Origin of the sequence: Methylobacterium sp. J-078 (assembly GCF_022829285.1) — a bacterium.
Lineage (GTDB): Bacteria > Pseudomonadota > Alphaproteobacteria > Rhizobiales > Beijerinckiaceae > Methylobacterium.
Genome location: NZ_JAKSYI010000120.1, coordinates 124,106 through 139,432, shown reverse-complemented (window position 1 = coordinate 139,432; position 15,327 = coordinate 124,106). Strand labels below are relative to the sequence as shown.

The window sequence follows — 15,327 nt, the reverse complement described above, 5'->3', positions numbered from 1 at the left end:
CTGACGCTGCAGTCGCGATATGAGCTTTCGCGCCTGCGAAGTCAATCGAAGCTTCGCCACTTCCGGAGGTCTGACCGACCATCATGCGCTGGACGCATGAAGCGCCTCCCCCGTGAGACCGTTGACGTGTCGGCAACACTGGCGTGCTACCGCATGGGACGAGGCCGGAGCGACCGGCCGGGCTGGTTGCGCCCTGGGGACCCATGATCGCGCGCCACACCCTGACCTATGTGGGCTCGCGGGGCTTCGCCGCCGCCCTGAACATGGCGGCCCTGGCGGTGTTCACCCGCCTCGCGCCGACGGACGTGTTCGGGCTCTACCTGCTCGTCCTGTCCTGGGCGCTCGTGCTCTACAGCGCCACCTGCCAATGGCCGAAATTCTCGTTCTTCGCCCTCTACGCCGAGGACCGGGCGGCGCTGCAGGTCGGCACGGTGGTCCGGCTCCTCGGCGGCATGCTGCTGCTGGCCGGCCTCGGTGCGGCCGGGGCGGCGATGGCCGGCCTCATCGCGCCTCGCGCGGCCGCCGCCATCCTCGTCGCGGTCGTCGGCATGACGGCCTTCGAGGGGGCCGCCGAGATCGCCCGAACCCGCCTCGAGGTCAGCGCCGTCGCCCGCTCCATCGTGCTTCGGTCCGTGCTGGTGCTCGGCCTGGGTAGCGCCGCCCTGCTCGGCGGGGGCGATGCCATCGCGCTCCTGGTGGCCACCGCGCTCGCCAACATGCTGGCGGCGATTCCGTCGCTCCTCGCCATCCGGGCTCTGCTGCGCGGGCCGGGGGACCGCGCCGAGGCCCGGCGCCTGCTGGTCTATGGCTGGCCCCTGGTGCTGTCCTTCGCGGCCGCCGCCCTGGCGCAGACCCTGGACCGCCTCATCATCGGGGCCAGCATCGGTGTGGGCGAACTCGGCGCCTACGGGGCCTTCGCCGATTTCCTGCGCCAGAGCTTCGTGGTGTTCGGCGACAGCATCGCCCTCGCGCTGGTTTCCATCGCCAAGCGCGAGGCCCGGGCGGGCGGACTGCCGGCCGCCCGGCCGGTGCTGGAGGACGCGGCCCGCCTGCTCACGGTGATCGCGGCCTTCGGGGCGGTGTTCTTCCTGTCCTTCGACGACGTCCTTGTGAGCATCCTGCTCGGGCCCGATTACCGCGAGACCGCCCTGCGGGTGGCGCCCCTGCTGGTGACCGCGAGCATCCTGCAGATGCTGCGGGCCTATTACTTCGGTCAGGTGATCTACTTCACGCCCACCAGCCACCTCGATGCGGTGGCCTCGGTGACGCTGCTGGTCGCCATCGGCGCCCTCTCGGCCGTGCTGGTGCCCCGCTACGGCGTCGAGGGGGCGGCGCTGGCCATGGCGGTGGGCCAGGGGCTCGCCTGCCTCGTGTTCCTGTTCGGCTCGCGCGGGGGCAGCCGCATGCCGGTGCCGGTGCGGGACGTGGCGATCATCGTCTGCGCCGCGCTCCTGTGCGGCCTCATCCTGGCGGGCCTCGACCGGGTGCCCCTCGATCCGCGCGCGGGCCTCGCCCTCAAGCTCGCCTGCCTCGCCCTGGTCTCAGCCGCGACGGCCTGGGCCTTCAACATCCTCGGCGTGGCCGACCTCACGGCCCGCCGCTTCAAGCGAGCCGCCTGATGCGACAGATCCGGTCCCGCAGCGTGGTGACGGCGGACGGCCTCGTGGTCGCCCTGCGCCCCCTGGAGGCGAACGCCCCCTGGATCGAGGCCTGGCGCGACCTCAGCCGCCGGCCCCTCGTCCACAACCTGTTCTACGATCCCGACTTCGCCCTGCCGGCCTCGGGCGCCTTCGGCCGCGGCGTGCAGGTGGCCCTGGTGGGCGACCGGGCGCCGGAGGAGCCGGGCCTGCATCTCCTCGGGGCCTGGCCGGTGCGGGCCAGGCGCCTGCGCTGGGGCCTGCCGCTCCTCCTCACGATGGGGTGGATGCATGATTTCGGGATCTTCGGGGTGCCTCTCCTCGACGCCGCCGAACCGGCCCGCGCCCTCGACGCCCTGTTCCTCGGCCTGCGACGCCTGATCGGGCCGCGCCTGATGCTGACTCACGTGCCGACGCAAGGGCCCTTCGCCGAACTCCTCTCGGGCTGGCTCGACCGGCACCGGTTGCGCCACGCCCGGTTCTGGGGGCACGAGCGCGCTTTCCTCGACCTGAGGGGGCGCGATACCGTGGCGCGGGCTGCATACCTCGCGCATCTCTCGTCCCGAAAGCGCCGCAAGATGCGCCAAGCCTGGGACCGTCTCAACGCGGAGGGGCCGGTCAGCGTCGAGACGATCCGCGATCCGGCCGACCTGCCCGCCGCCATCGACGACTACATCGCCCTGGAGAGCGCCGGCTGGAAGGGGCGGCGCGGCACCGCCATCGGCGATGACGGGAGCCAGGCCGCGATGATGCGCACGGCCATCGCGGCCTTCGGCGCGCGCGGCGACGTCCGGATCGACCGCCTGCGCCGCGACGGGCGCACCCTGGCGGCTGTCGTCAGCTTCGTCACCGGTAAGCAGCTGTGGAGCCTCAAGATTTCCTACGACGCGGCGGCGGCCAGGCATTCCCCCGGCGCCCTCGCCTTCCACCAGCTGACGCAGGACCTGGTCGCCGACCCCACCATCACCAGCGCCGATTCCTGCGCGCCGCCGAACTACACCCTGCCGGAAACCTTCTGGACCGAACGCCTGGCCCTCGCCCACATCCTCGTGGAAACGCAGGGCGGTGACCCGCTCTTTCCCCTCGCCGCACGCCTGGAGCGGGCGCGGGCCGCCGCCAACGTCCGAGTCAAGGCCTGGCGGGACCGCCTGCGCGCCCGCCGGGAGGCCAGGGGGAGCGCCCCCCACCGGACCGATGAGGCCGGGGCGGGCGACCCGGCCTGAGGTGCCTCACCATCCGAAGCGCCCGATCTCGGTGAGGCGCGCCCGGGTCGAAGCCTCGTCGCGCCCGAGGGTGGCGAGGCGCTGCGAGAGGCCGTAGCAGGTCGCGCAGAACCCGAGCTGCAGCAGGGGGATGCCGTCCTGGCGAGACCGCGCCACGGACGCGATCAGGCAGCCGATCACCGGCTGGTCCTCCGGTAAATCGATGCAGTCGCCGCGAGCGCTCCCGAACAGGGGCCGGTTCGGCCAGTTCAGGGAAACCACTGTGCCGCCGCGCCGGTCGGGGGCCGGCGGCACGGTGTAGCTGCGCAGGAACAGGGCCGCGAAGGCGAGGACCAGGGCCGGAAGGATCAGGGCGCGCAGCATGCCGGGGCTCGATCCCTCACGCCGGTTCGTCGAACCGGCTCCAGCGGAACACTTCCGTGCCGGCGCCGTCGATCACCCGTACCGCCTCGGCGGGTGCGCCCGAGCGCTGCGGCGCGCGGGCCCGAGCGAATAGCAAGAGCGCTCGCTCCTTGGCCCCCTCGACGGAGCCGGTCCGCACGGAGACGCGCTGCCTCACGGGGTCCTCGCCGCGCGCACCGGCCTCGTCCTCCGAGGCGAGTACTTCGATGTGATAGGTCTCGCGCGGGGTCAAAGCATGTCCTGGGGGCGTCCTGCGGTAGCGGTGCCGCCCCCTCCATAGCCGCCGCTATCCGCCTTGGCACCGTGCGTCGCCCACCTGCGACGAAAAAGGCCGGTGCTCCGGTGGCCCGGTTCGCCGGCGCGATGGGTCTCAGCGCGGTAGCGCACCGGCCGGCGCGCCGCCGGAATTGATGCCGCCTCCGGTGCTCGGAAGAGGGGCCGCATTCGGATTCCGCGCGGCGCCGGTCCCCGGCCCGACCCCACCCACGCTGCCGGTGCTGCCGGTCACGCCCGCGCCGCCGGCTGTACCGCCGACGCTGCCCGGGCTGCCCATGCCGGAATTGCTCATGCCGGAATTGCCCATGCCGGGATTGCTCATGCCGCCGGTACTTCCCGGCCCGCTTGTCTGCGCCAGGGCGGTACCTGCACCGAGGGCCAGGGTCGAGACGGCGAGCAAAATGGTCGCGATGCGCATGGAGGGTCTCCTGTTGGCGGTCTTTCCCGATATCAACGCGGCCTACGAGTCGAGGGTTCAAGTGAGCGACGTCACGGCCGGGCGTGCAACACCCGTCCGGATGTGGTTTGGTGCCGGTCCGTGAGCGCCCGAGCGCGAGTCCCGGCCGGAAACCCTCCGGCTCATCGAACAGAGAACACCATGGCGACGACGCCCTTTGTCACGGCCGAATGGTTCCACGCCCGCCTCGGCGCCCCCGACATCGTGATCCTCGACGCGTCCTGGTACCTGCCGGCCCAGGGACGCGACGCGCGGGCCGAGTACCTCGACGGGCATATCCCCGGTGCGATCCGCTTCGACATCGACACGATGAGCGACGAGACCTCGCCCCTGCCCCACACGCTTCCGCGCCCGGAGGTCTTTGCCTCCCGCATGCGGGCGCTGGGCATCGGCGACGGGGCGCACATCGTGGTCTATGACGGGATGGGCCTGTTCTCGGCGCCGCGGGTGCGCTGGATGCTGCAGACCTTCGGGGTCCGCGACGTCGAGATCCTGGAGGGCGGCCTGCCGGCCTGGATCGCGGCCGGTTACCCCCTCGAGGAGGGCGAGGGGCGCCCGCGCACGCGGCGCCACTTCACCGCACGCCTCGACCACGGCGCGCTCGCGGATGCCGGCGACGTCGCCCGCGCCCTGGAGACCGGCTCCGCCCAGCTGGTGGATGCCCGCTCGGGCGCACGCTTTCGTGGCGAGGAGGCCGAGCCCCGCCCTGGCGTTCGCCCCGGCCACATGCCGGGCGCCCGCAACGTCCACTACGCGGCTCTTCAGTCCGAAGGGCGCCTGAAGGATCCGGAGGCCCTGCGAGCGGTCTTCGCCGAGGCCGGCGTCGATGTGAACAGGCCGGTGGTCACCACCTGCGGGTCCGGTGTCACCGCCGCGATCGTCGGGCTGGCCCTGGAGACCCTGGGGCGCCCCCAGCGCGCGCTCTACGACGGCTCCTGGTCGGAATGGGGGGCCGATCCCGCCCGTCCCGTGGCGACCGGTGCGGCTTAAGCCCCGCCTTGCTTGATCCGGACCGCCCGCCTCCGCGCGTCGCGGCGCCTGAGCGCCAGCGCTCGCGCGGGCGCATCCACCTGAGCGTCGACTGCGCGGACGGCCACGACACCCGCATCCGCGACATCGCCGAGGCAGGCCCCGCCCGCCTGCGCCTGCCACGTCGCCCGAGGGGACCCTGCGAGGCCGTCCTTCTCAACACCGCCGGGGGCATCGCCTGCGGGGACACGTTCGGCGTCACGGTCGAGGTCGGAGCCGGCGCCGACCTCGTCCTGACGACGACGGCGGCCGAGAAGATCTACCGATCCGATGGTCCGGTGAGCCGCCTGACGACGTGCGCCACCCTCGCGGCCGGAGCCCGCCTCGCCTTCCTGCCGCAGGAGACGATCCTGTTCGATCAGGCCGCCCTGGAACGGCAATTCTCGGCGGATCTGGCGCCGGATGCGCGGCTCCTCGCTTTTGAGGCCGTCACGTTCGGGCGCACGGCGCGCCAAGAGCCGATCACGCGGGGCCACCTCACCGACATCTGGCGCATCCGGCGCGGCGGGCGACTGGTCTACGCGGATTCCGTGCGCCTCGACGGCGATCTCTCGGTGCAACTCGCGCGCGCGGCGATCGGCGGAGGCGCCCGAGCCATGGCGACCCTGCTCGACGTCTCTCCCGAGGCGGAGGGCCGCCTGGAGCAGGCCCGCGCGATCCTCGACGACGTGGCGCTGGACGGTGTCGCGGCGGCGGCCTCCGCCTGGAACGGCCACCTCGTCGTGCGGTGCCTGGGCACCGACCCGGATGCCCTGCGGATGCTGGCGCAGCGCCTCCTGACCGCCTATCGCGGGCAGCCGCTCCCTCGGGTCTGGCAGGCCTGAGGGTGTCGGAAGGCCCATCGCGCGGCTTGCGGGCGCGTCGGCACGGAGGATGCAATCTCGGTCGCAGGGGCGCCCTCGCCGGCACTCGGACGATTCAAACCCCGGGCGTGTTTCGCCGCCGCGGGTCACATGCCGCGCGCGAAAGACCCCGTCGCGCCGATCGAGGAGACCCGAACCGATGCTGCCCACCATCCTCGATGCCGCGACCCTGCGCGAAGCCTACGCGTCCCGCGAATTGGACCCCATCGTCGTCGCCGGCATCGTCGCGGAGCGCATGGCGACTTCGGCCGATCCGGCGATCTTCATCACGGCGGTGGCGCACGACGACCTGGTCGCGGCGGCCCGCGACCTCATGGAGCGCCATCCGGAGCCGAACTCGCTGCCGCTCTGGGGCCTGCCCTTCGCGGTCAAGGACAACATCGACGTGGCGGGCCTGCCCACAACCGCCGCCTGCCCGGCCTTCGCCTACACGCCCGAGGCGGACGCCGCCGTGGTGGCGCGCCTCAAGGCGGCGGGTGCCCTCGTGACGGGCAAGACCAACCTCGATCAGTTCGCCACCGGCCTTAACGGTACGCGCTCGCCCTACGGAGCGCCGCGCAGCGTGTTCAGCGCCGAGTACGTCTCCGGTGGGTCGAGTTCCGGTTCGGCCGTGGCGGTGGCGGCCGGGCTCGCCTGCTTCAGCCTCGGCACCGACACGGCCGGGTCCGGCCGCGTGCCGGCGGCCTTCAACAACATCGTGGGCATCAAGCCGACCCCCGGGGCGCTCAGCACGACCGGTCTCGTCCCCGCCTGCCGCAGCCTCGACTGCATCACGGTCTTCGCCGCCACGGTGGGCGATGGCACCGCGGTGCGGCGGGTGGCGGAGGGGTTCGACCCCGCCGATCCCTATTCGCGGATACCGATTCCGCGGGCGCTGCCCGCCACCGGTCTGCGCTTCGGCGTCCTGGCACCCGACGAGCGCGAATTTTACGGCGATGCCGAGACGGAAGCGCTCTACGACGCCGCCATCGCGCGCCTTGAGAGCCTCGGCGGCGTGGCGGTGCCGTTCGACTACGCCCCGTTCCGGGAGATCGCGGCCCTGCTCTACGACGGCCCCTGGGTGGCCGAGCGGCTGGCGGCCATCGAGACGTTCCACGCCGATCACGCGGGGGCGATGGACCCGAGCGTTCGCGCCATCGTCGAATCCGCCAGGGGCTACAGCGCCGTCGACGCGTTCAAGGGGCGCTATGCCTTCGAGGCGTGCAAGCGCCGCACAGACGCGATCCTGGCCGGGCTCGACGTGCTGCTGCTGCCTACGTCGCCCACCACCTATTCGGTGGCCGAGATGCAGGCCGAACCCATTCTCCGCAACAGCCATTTCGGGCGCTACACGAACTTCGCCAACCTGCTGGGCATGGCCGCCATCGCGGTCCCGGCCGGGTTTCGCCGGGACGGGCTGCCGGCGGGCGTGATGCTGGTGGCGCCGGCCTTCACGGACGAGGCCCTGGCCCCCTGGGCCGACGCCCTGCACCGCGCGCTCGGCGGTGGCATGGGGCTCGACCGGGCCGCCGCCCTGCCGGAGGCGAGCCGGGTGCCGGGGGCCGAGGCCGATGGGATATCCCTCGTGGTGGTGGGCGCCCATCTCACGGGCCTCGCCCTCAACCACCAGCTCCAGGACCTCGGCGCACGCTTCCTCCGAGCCACCCGCACGGCGTCCGATTACCGCCTCTTCGCCCTGCCCGGCACGGTGCCGGCCAAACCCGGCCTCGTGCGCGAGCCCGGCCATGCCGGGCCGGGCCTTGAAGTCGAGGTCTGGAGCCTCGATCCGGCGAGCTTCGGGCGCTTCGCCGCCGCGATTCCCGCTCCCCTCGGCATCGGCAAGATCACCCTGGCCGATGGCGAGACGGCTTCCGGCTTTCTGTGCGAGGCGCACGCGGTGGCGGGCGCCCCGGAGATCACCCACCATGGTGGCTGGCGCGCCTACCTCGCCGCCAATCAAGCCTGACGCGCTCCGGTCTTGCGGGGGGAAGCGGGCTTGCCCTAAACCTCGCCGCGGCGGGTCCGGCGACCTGCCGACGGGCCGCGCCCCGCGCGCGCCGGCCCCCGAGAGGATCCGGGTTTGCGTCGCACCCTTCGCTGCCGTCTCGACCCCGCCAGCCAGATCGAGGCGGACGGGGCACCCGACACGTGGCGTGCGACGGGCACCGACCCGAACTTCCGCCTCTGGCCGCCGCAGGGCCGCAAGCGCCATCGCGGCGGCTGGGTGCGCCTGCGGGCCGACCTCACGGCCCTCGACCGGGCGAAGCTGACGCCCCTGCTTTACGTCGATGACGGCAAGGGCTTTCGCGAGACCCTGACCGTTCCCCTCGAGCTCGATGCGAACGGCATCGACAACCTGGTGCGGCTGCCGCGCCGCGTCCGAGGCCTGCGCCTCGATCCCCTGAGCGGCCTCGGCCGGTTCCGCCTCGGCCATGTCGAGTTGACTTACCTGGGCCGCATCGGCGCGGTAGCGGAGATCGCGCGCCGTCTCCTTGCGCGCCTGCCGGTGGCCGAACGCCGGCCGGGTCCGCTCCTCGCTCGCGTCAAGGCGCTCGCCCGTGGGCGGGGGCTCGCCGCACTCTGGCAGGACTTCTTCGCAAGCGCCCGGCCGCGGCCGGTGCCGGCGTCCTACATGGCCTGGATCGAGACCGTGGAGACGCCCGCCCGCCTCTCGGTCGCGGCGATGCGCGCCGAGATCGCCGGTTATCCGTTCCGGCCGCGCATCTCCATCATCCTGCCGGTCTACGATACGCCGAAGCGCTGGCTCGAGGCGGCCATCGCGTCGGTGCAGGCGCAGGCCTACGAGGATTGGGAACTCTGCCTCTGCGACGACAACTCGTCGGCGCCGCATGTCTGGCCGATGCTCCAAGCCTACGCGGCGGCCGATCCCCGGATCAAGCTCCACCGCCGCCGGAGCAACGGCCGGATCTCCGCTGCATCGAACGACGCCATGGCGCTGGCCACCGGCCGCTACATGACCCTGATGGACCACGACGACGCGATCCCAGACAACGCGCTCTTCGAGTTCGTCCGGATCCTGAACGCCGACGAGAGCGTCGACTTCATCTATTCGGACGAGGACAAACTCACGATCGACGGGGTGCGCTACGAGCCGTTCTTCAAGCCGGACTGGTCGCCCGAGGCCCTCGAGGCCTGCATGTATACGGCGCACTTGGCGCTCTACCGCATGGACATCGTCGCGCGGATCGGCGGTTTTCGCGACGAATGCAACGGCGCGCAGGATTACGACTTCGCCCTGCGCTACACCGAGCACGTGCGCAACGTCGTCCACGTGCCGAAGGTGCTCTATCACTGGCGCGCGATCCCCGGCTCCACCGCCCAGACGATGGACAACAAGGACTACGTCATCGCGGCGGCGATCCGCGGCCTGGAGGATCGAGCCCGGCGCACGGGCGAACTCGACTTCGCCCGCTCCAGCGCCTTCAAGGGCTGCTTCGCGTTGCGGCGCAAGCTGACCGACCGCCCCCTCGTCTCCATCGTCATCCCGAGTGCCGGCCGCGACAGCATCGTCGGCGGCCGCACGGTCGATCTCCTGGCCGCCTGCCTCGACAGCGTCGCCGCTCTCAGCACCTACGCCCCCATCGAGTTCGTGGTGGTCGACAACGGCGACCTGCGGCCCGATACGCTGGCGGCCATCGAGCGGCACGGCGCCCAACGCGTGACCTGGTCGGAGCCGGTCTTCAACGTGGCCGCCAAGATGAATCTCGGCGCGGCCACTGCGCGCGGCGAGGTGCTGGTTTTCCTCAACGACGACATCGCTGTGATCAGCCCCGACTGGATCGAGGCGCTGCTGGCACAGCTCCAGATCCCCGGCGTCGGCGCGGTTGCGCCGAAGCTCCTCTTCGAGACCGGCGAGATCCAGCATGCCGGCGTCTCGATCGTTGACGCGACGCCCGACCATGTCCGGCGCGGATATCCCGGCGACGATCCGGGGCACTATTTCTCCACCGTCGGCAATCGCAACTACCTCGCGGTGACCGGTGCCTGCCTGATGGTGCGGCGAGCCGAGTTCGAGGCCGTGGCTGGGTTCGACGAGGGCTTTGCCGTCAACTACAACGACGTCGACCTCTGCCTGCGGCTGCGGGAGCGGGGCCTGCGCAGCGTCTACTGCGCCCAGGCGAGCCTCTACCACTACGAGAGCCGCAACCGCGCCCGCACCGTCGACCCGGCCGAGCATCAGCGCTTTCGCGATCGCTGGGCGGAAAAGCTCCCCCGCGATCCCTATTACGGCGAATGGTTCGAGGCCCTGCCGCCGACCTTCGAGCTCGACCCGGCCCGGTTCTGAGCCTTCGCCGGTCGCGAAGGCTTCTGCCGAAAAGTCCGAATTGCGAACGGCTCCAAGGTAGGCGCATCGTCCCTCGGACTTCGAGGGGCGGAATCACGCGATGCCGGCAGGGGCGTTCATGGGCGGGGAGGCGACGGTGGTGCTGACCGCCCTCCTGCTCGTGCTCTGCATGGGCCTGTGGGCGAGCGGCCTGATCGCCGAGATCGTCACCGCGATGCTGTTCTTTGCCGGAGCGATGCTGTTTCGCCTCGCCCCCCCTGCGGTCGTATTCTCGGGCTTCGCCTCCTCGGCCTTCTGGCTGGTGCTCAGCGGCATGGTGGTGGGCCTTGCCATGACCCGCTCGGGCCTCGGCGACCGCCTGGCGCGAAGCCTTTCCGGACACCTCTCGGCCTCCTACCCGGCCTTCGTCGCCGGCATCGTCGCCCTGTCCTTCGCCGTCGCCTTCGTGATGCCGTCCAATCTCGGCCGCATCGCCCTGCTGGTTCCGGTGGTACTCGCCCTCTGCGACGCCTTCGGCCTCGGTGTGGGCCGGCCGGGCCGGCACGGGGCGGTGCTGGCGGTGGGGCTCGCCACGCCGATCCTCTCGGCCGCGATCCTGCCCGCGAACGTGCCGAACCTCGTGATGGCCGGCACCGCCGAGACGCAGTACGGCCTCCACATCGCCTACCTGCCCTACCTCCTGCTGCACGCGCCGGTGCTGGCTCTCGTGAAGGGCATGCTACTCGTGCTGGCGATCGTCCGGCTGTTTCCGGACCGCCTCGACCACGGCGAGAACGGGGCCGCCCTCGTTAAGGAGCCACTACGGCCGGAGGCGCGCCGCCTCGCGGTGATCCTGGCCGGCACCCTTGGCTTCTGGGTCACCGACAGCCTGCACGGCATCGCCCCGGCCTGGGTCGGCCTCGTCGCCGCGATCCTCTGTCTGATGCCCCGCATCGGCGTGCTGCCGGCCGAAGCCTTCGGCGCGGTGAACCTGCGCACCTGCTTCTACGTCGCCGCCCTGCTGGGCCTCGTCGCCACCGTGAACGAGACCGGACTCGGCGCCCGCCTCGGCCACGCCCTCCTCCACGTCGCGCCCCTGACCCCGGATGCACCGGGTTACAACTTCGGAATTCTGACCGGGCTGGCGGCGATCCTCACGGTCGCCGTCACCGCCAACGGTGCCCCGGCGCTCTACACGGCGCTCGCCGGTGAGATGGCACGAGCCAGCGGCCTGGACCTCATGGCGGTGGTGATGATCCAGGTGGTCGGCTACTCGACCCTGTTCCTGCCTTATCAGGCGCCGCCGATCGTCCTTGCGGTGGATCTCGGCAAGGTGCCGCTGCGGGCGGCGACCAAGCTGACCCTCGCGACCGGGCTCGCCTCTCTCCTCGTCGTCGCACCCCTGGATTATCTCTGGTGGCGTGCGCTCGGATGGCTGCCATGAGGCGGAACGAAGCGAATGACGATTCGGCCCCTGTGTCGCATGTGCGCTGCGGCAAAGCGGGGTTGCGCATTGGCGCCTGCCCGCTAGCACTTTAGAGACGATCCAAATTTTTCTGAGGCCCATCTCAAAATTGAATGGTGCCGCCCAGTCGAGGACCTTCAGCACGATGGCTCCAACCGTCCGTCCCACGGTCGCCCAGCCGCTCTCGCCCCATCTCCAGATCTACCGCTGGACCTGGACCATGGCGATGTCGGTGTTCCACCGCATCACCGGCACGGCCCTCTACGGCGGCGCGGCCCTGGTGGCGATCTGGCTCGTGGCCCTCGCCTCGGGTCCGGCCGCCTACGGCACCGTGGCGTGGTTCTTCGGCTCCATCGTCGGGCGCCTGGTGCTGTTCGTCTACACCTGGATCCTGATGCACCACATGCTGGGCGGCCTGCGCCACTTCATCTGGGACCTCGGTTACGGCTTCGACCGCGCCCAGCGCATGGGCCTCGCCCGCGCGACCCTGATCGGCTCCGTCATCCTGACCGTCCTGATCTGGGCGCTCGCCCTGACCCTGCGCTGAGGAGCCGGACCGATGGCCGACAACCGCCAGAACACGAACGTCACCATGCGCACGCCCCGCGCCCGGGTGAAGGGCCTCGGGGCCTCGGGCCACGGCGCGGGCCATTTCTGGACCCAGCGCCTCACGGCCGCCGCCAACGCGCCCCTGATGCTGGCCTTCGTGGTCATCGTCGCGCTGATGGCGAACCGGCCCTATCCGGAGGCCGTCGCGCTGATGTCGCATCCGGTGGTGGCGCTGATCCTGATCCTCGCCGTGATCTCGGTCACGGCCCATATGAGGATCGGGATGCAGGTCATCATCGAAGACTACGTTCACGACAAGAAACTCAAGCTCCTGAGCCTGCTCGCCAACAATTTCTACGCGGTCGTCGTCGCCGTGGCCTGCCTGTACGCGATCCTCCGCGTCAGCCTCGGCAAGCTCGTCTGACCCGCCCCCCGAACCCGAAGGATCAGCCCATGGCCACCAACGGAACCAACGGCAACGGCGCCCCCGCCTACACGATCAACGACCACACCTTCGACGTGGTGGTGGTGGGCGCCGGCGGCGCGGGCCTTCGCGCCACCGTGGGCTGCTCCCAGGCCGGCCTGCGCACCGCGTGCATCTCCAAGGTGTTCCCGACCCGCTCCCACACCGTGGCGGCGCAGGGCGGCATCTCGGCCTCGCTCGGCAACATGGGCCCGGACGACTGGCGCTGGCACATGTACGACACCGTGAAGGGGTCGGACTGGCTCGGCGACCAGGACGCCATCGAGTACCTCGTGCGCAACGCGCCCGCCGCGGTCTACGAGCTCGAACACTGGGGCGTGCCGTTCTCCCGCACCGAGGAAGGCAAGATCTACCAGCGTCCCTTCGGCGGCATGACCACCGATTACGGCAAGGGCACCGCCCAGCGCACCTGCGCGGCGGCCGACCGCACCGGCCACGCCATGCTGCACACGCTCTACGGTCAGGCGGTGAAGAACCACACCAACTTCTTCATCGAGTATTTCGCCCTCGACCTCATCATGGACGAGGAGGGCCGCTGCCTCGGCGTCATCGCCATCGACCAGGCCTCCGGCGAGATCCACCGCTTCCGCGCGCAGATGACGATCCTGGCCACCGGCGGCTACGGCCGCTCATACTTTTCGGCCACCTCCGCGCATACCTGCACGGGCGACGGCAACGCGATGGTGCTGCGCGCCGGCCTGCCGCTGCAGGACATGGAGTTCGTGCAGTTCCACCCCACCGGCATCTACGGCGCCGGCTGCCTCATCACCGAAGGGGCACGGGGCGAGGGCGGCTACCTCACCAATTCCGAGGGCGAGCGCTTCATGGAGCGCTACGCCCCGAGCGCCAAGGACCTCGCCTCCCGCGACGTGGTCTCCCGCTCGATGACCATGGAGATCCGGGCCGGGCGCGGCGTCGGCAAATCCAACGACCACATCTACCTGCATCTCGACCATCTCGACCCGGCGATCCTTCACCAGCGCCTGCCGGGCATCTCGGAATCCGCCAAGATCTTCGCCGGCGTCGACGTCACCAAGGAGCCGATCCCGGTTCTGCCGACGGTCCATTACAACATGGGAGGCATCCCCACGAACTATCACGGCGAGGTGCTGACCCTGAAGAACGGCAACCCCGATACGGTGGTGCCGGGCCTGATGGCGCTGGGCGAGGCCGCCTGCGTCTCGGTGCACGGGGCCAACCGCCTCGGCTCCAACTCGCTGATCGACCTCGTGGTGTTCGGGCGCGCGGCGGGCCTGCGCTGCGCCGAGATCGTCGAGGCGGGTGCCCGTCAGATGGACCTGCCGAAGGATTCCGCCGACAAGGCCCTCGGACGCCTCGACCGCTTCCGCTACGCCAATGGCGGCACGCCGACGGCGCAGCTGCGCGCCGAGATGCAGAAGACGATGCAGAACAACTGCGCGGTCTTCCGCACCGGCGAAGTGCTGGAAGAGGGCAAGTCTCTCATCCACAAGGTTGCCGCCGGCATCCCCGACATCCACGTCAACGACCGCTCGCTGATCTGGAACACCGATCTCCTCGAGACGCTGGAGTTCGACAACCTGATCGGTCAGGCCGTCGTCACCATGGAATCCGCCGCCAACCGCAAGGAAAGCCGCGGCGCCCATGCCCGCGAGGACTTCCCGGATCGCGACGACAAGGAGTGGATGAAGCACACGCTGGCCTGGATGGACGACACCTCCAAGCAGGTCACTATCGATTACCGCCCGGTCCACACCTACACGATGTCGAACGAGATCCAGTACATCGAGCCGAAGGCGCGCGTGTACTGAGGAAACGACTGGTGTCGTTCCCCGGATTGGTTCTCACGAGACGGATTTAGGCACGCCAAACCATGGCTCAGTTCAATCTACCCAAGAACTCTCAGATCACCGAGGGCAAGACCTGGCCTCGGCCGACGGGCGCCAACAACCTGCAGGAATTCCGGATCTACCGCTGGAATCCCGATGACGGGAAGAACCCGCGCGTCGACGTCTATCAGGTCGATCGGGACGATTGCGGCCCGATGGTGCTCGACGCCCTTCTGTGGATCAAGAGCAAGGTCGACTCGACCCTGGTGTTCCGCCGCTCCTGCCGCGAGGGCATCTGTGGCTCCTGCGCCATGAACATCGAGGGCCAGAACGCGCTGGCCTGCACCATGGGCATCGACGAGTGCCAGGAGCACGCCAAGGGCAAGAAGACCGGCGCGGTCCGAATCTATCCGCTGCCGCACATGCCGGTGCTGAAGGATCTCGTCCCGGACTTGACGAACTTCTTCGCCCAGCACGCCTCGATCGAGCCCTGGCTCCAGACCGAGACGCCGGCTCCCGAGGGCGAGTGGAAGCAGACGCCGGAGGACCGCGCCCAACTCGACGGGCTCTACGAGTGCATCCTGTGCGCCTGCTGCACCACCTCGTGCCCGAGCTACTGGTGGAACGGCGACCGCTTCCTCGGCCCGGCGGCCCTGCTCCAGGCCTATCGCTGGCTGATCGACAGCCGCGACGAGAATACCGGCGAGCGCCTCGACGCCCTGCACGATCCCTTCCGGCTGTATCGCTGCCACACCATCATGAACTGCGCCAACACCTGCCCGAAGAGCCTGAACCCGGCGAAAGCCATCGCCGAGATCAAGAAGATGATGATCGCCCGCGAGGTGTGACCGCCGGCTTCGGCCGAGGTCG

At 70.5% G+C, this 15,327-nt stretch carries 14 protein-coding genes; 11 read left to right on the top strand and 3 right to left on the bottom strand.

Annotation, left to right across the window (positions count from 1 at the left end):
* The first annotated feature begins 203 nt into the window (after window positions 1–203).
* Together MKK58_RS21220 and MKK58_RS21215 are read left to right on the top strand one after the other, a co-directional pair.
* Window positions 204–1,619, top strand: a complete 1,416-nt coding sequence (locus MKK58_RS21220; RefSeq protein ID WP_243914550.1) for a lipopolysaccharide biosynthesis protein — start codon at window positions 204–206, stop codon at window positions 1,617–1,619.
* Complete coding sequence (locus MKK58_RS21215; RefSeq protein WP_243914548.1) at window positions 1,619–2,860, top strand: GNAT family N-acetyltransferase; 1,242 nt, start codon at window positions 1,619–1,621, stop codon at window positions 2,858–2,860. The genes MKK58_RS21220 and MKK58_RS21215 overlap by 1 nt, the downstream gene beginning before the upstream one ends.
* Before the next feature lie 6 nt (window positions 2,861–2,866).
* On the opposite strand, the gene MKK58_RS21210 is transcribed toward MKK58_RS21215, so the two are convergent.
* From MKK58_RS21210 to MKK58_RS21200, 3 genes are all read right to left on the bottom strand, one after another.
* Window positions 2,867–3,223, bottom strand: coding sequence for a hypothetical protein (locus MKK58_RS21210; RefSeq protein WP_243914546.1), 357 nt, complete (start codon window positions 3,221–3,223; stop codon window positions 2,867–2,869).
* Window positions 3,224–3,239: 16 nt separating this feature from the next.
* Complete coding sequence (locus tag MKK58_RS21205; protein WP_243914544.1) at window positions 3,240–3,494, bottom strand: hypothetical protein; 255 nt, start codon at window positions 3,492–3,494, stop codon at window positions 3,240–3,242.
* A 138-nt stretch (window positions 3,495–3,632) separates the two neighbouring features.
* Entirely contained in the window at window positions 3,633–3,956 is a 324-nt protein-coding gene (locus tag MKK58_RS21200) for a hypothetical protein (protein WP_243914542.1), read from the bottom strand.
* A gap of 180 nt (window positions 3,957–4,136) precedes the next feature.
* On the opposite strand from MKK58_RS21200, the gene sseA reads away from it, so the two are divergent.
* From sseA to MKK58_RS21155, 9 genes are all read left to right on the top strand, one after another.
* A complete protein-coding gene (sseA, locus tag MKK58_RS21195; protein WP_243914540.1) occupies window positions 4,137–4,985 on the top strand; it encodes a 3-mercaptopyruvate sulfurtransferase in 849 nt (282 codons plus the stop codon).
* 8 nt (window positions 4,986–4,993) lie between these two features.
* Window positions 4,994–5,848, top strand: a complete 855-nt coding sequence (locus tag MKK58_RS21190) for an urease accessory protein UreD (RefSeq protein ID WP_243914539.1) — start codon at window positions 4,994–4,996, stop codon at window positions 5,846–5,848.
* 178 nt (window positions 5,849–6,026) lie between these two features.
* Window positions 6,027–7,832, top strand: a complete 1,806-nt coding sequence (gene atzF / locus MKK58_RS21185) for an allophanate hydrolase (protein ID WP_243914536.1) — start codon at window positions 6,027–6,029, stop codon at window positions 7,830–7,832.
* Window positions 7,833–7,946: 114 nt separating this feature from the next.
* On the top strand, window positions 7,947–10,172 hold the full coding sequence (locus MKK58_RS21180; RefSeq protein ID WP_243914535.1) for a glycosyltransferase family 2 protein: 2,226 nt from the start codon (window positions 7,947–7,949) through the stop codon (window positions 10,170–10,172).
* 100 nt (window positions 10,173–10,272) lie between these two features.
* A complete protein-coding gene (locus MKK58_RS21175; protein WP_409565284.1) occupies window positions 10,273–11,595 on the top strand; it encodes an SLC13 family permease in 1,323 nt (440 codons plus the stop codon).
* A gap of 166 nt (window positions 11,596–11,761) precedes the next feature.
* On the top strand, window positions 11,762–12,163 hold the full coding sequence (gene sdhC / locus MKK58_RS21170; RefSeq protein ID WP_243914533.1) for a succinate dehydrogenase, cytochrome b556 subunit: 402 nt from the start codon (window positions 11,762–11,764) through the stop codon (window positions 12,161–12,163).
* Between the two features lie 12 nt (window positions 12,164–12,175).
* On the top strand, window positions 12,176–12,589 hold the full coding sequence (sdhD, locus tag MKK58_RS21165) for a succinate dehydrogenase, hydrophobic membrane anchor protein (RefSeq protein ID WP_243914532.1): 414 nt from the start codon (window positions 12,176–12,178) through the stop codon (window positions 12,587–12,589).
* A gap of 29 nt (window positions 12,590–12,618) precedes the next feature.
* Window positions 12,619–14,439, top strand: a complete 1,821-nt coding sequence (sdhA, locus tag MKK58_RS21160) for a succinate dehydrogenase flavoprotein subunit (protein ID WP_243914530.1) — start codon at window positions 12,619–12,621, stop codon at window positions 14,437–14,439.
* 62 nt (window positions 14,440–14,501) lie between these two features.
* Window positions 14,502–15,305 carry a succinate dehydrogenase iron-sulfur subunit gene (locus MKK58_RS21155; RefSeq protein WP_056474864.1) on the top strand — a complete coding sequence of 268 codons (804 nt, stop codon included), beginning with the start codon at window positions 14,502–14,504 and terminating at the stop codon, window positions 15,303–15,305.
* Window positions 15,306–15,327 lie beyond the last annotated feature (22 nt).

What these genes read in the sequence shown, in the direction of transcription:
- MKK58_RS21175 (WP_409565284.1), top strand. Translation starts at nt 10,273, where the DNA reads ATGCCGGCAGGGGCGTTCATGGGCGGGGAGGCGACGGTGGTGCTGACC.
- sseA (WP_243914540.1), top strand. Translation starts at nt 4,137, where the DNA reads ATGGCGACGACGCCCTTTGTCACGGCCGAATGGTTCCACGCCCGCCTC.
- MKK58_RS21155 (WP_056474864.1), top strand. Translation starts at nt 14,502, where the DNA reads ATGGCTCAGTTCAATCTACCCAAGAACTCTCAGATCACCGAGGGCAAG.
- sdhC (WP_243914533.1), top strand. Translation starts at nt 11,762, where the DNA reads ATGGCTCCAACCGTCCGTCCCACGGTCGCCCAGCCGCTCTCGCCCCAT.
- MKK58_RS21215 (WP_243914548.1), top strand. Translation starts at nt 1,619, where the DNA reads ATGCGACAGATCCGGTCCCGCAGCGTGGTGACGGCGGACGGCCTCGTG.
- sdhD (WP_243914532.1), top strand. Translation starts at nt 12,176, where the DNA reads ATGGCCGACAACCGCCAGAACACGAACGTCACCATGCGCACGCCCCGC.
- MKK58_RS21220 (WP_243914550.1), top strand. Translation starts at nt 204, where the DNA reads ATGATCGCGCGCCACACCCTGACCTATGTGGGCTCGCGGGGCTTCGCC.
- sdhA (WP_243914530.1), top strand. Translation starts at nt 12,619, where the DNA reads ATGGCCACCAACGGAACCAACGGCAACGGCGCCCCCGCCTACACGATC.
- MKK58_RS21200 (WP_243914542.1), bottom strand. Translation starts at nt 3,956, where the DNA reads ATGCGCATCGCGACCATTTTGCTCGCCGTCTCGACCCTGGCCCTCGGT.
- MKK58_RS21210 (WP_243914546.1), bottom strand. Translation starts at nt 3,223, where the DNA reads ATGCTGCGCGCCCTGATCCTTCCGGCCCTGGTCCTCGCCTTCGCGGCC.
- atzF (WP_243914536.1), top strand. Translation starts at nt 6,027, where the DNA reads ATGCTGCCCACCATCCTCGATGCCGCGACCCTGCGCGAAGCCTACGCG.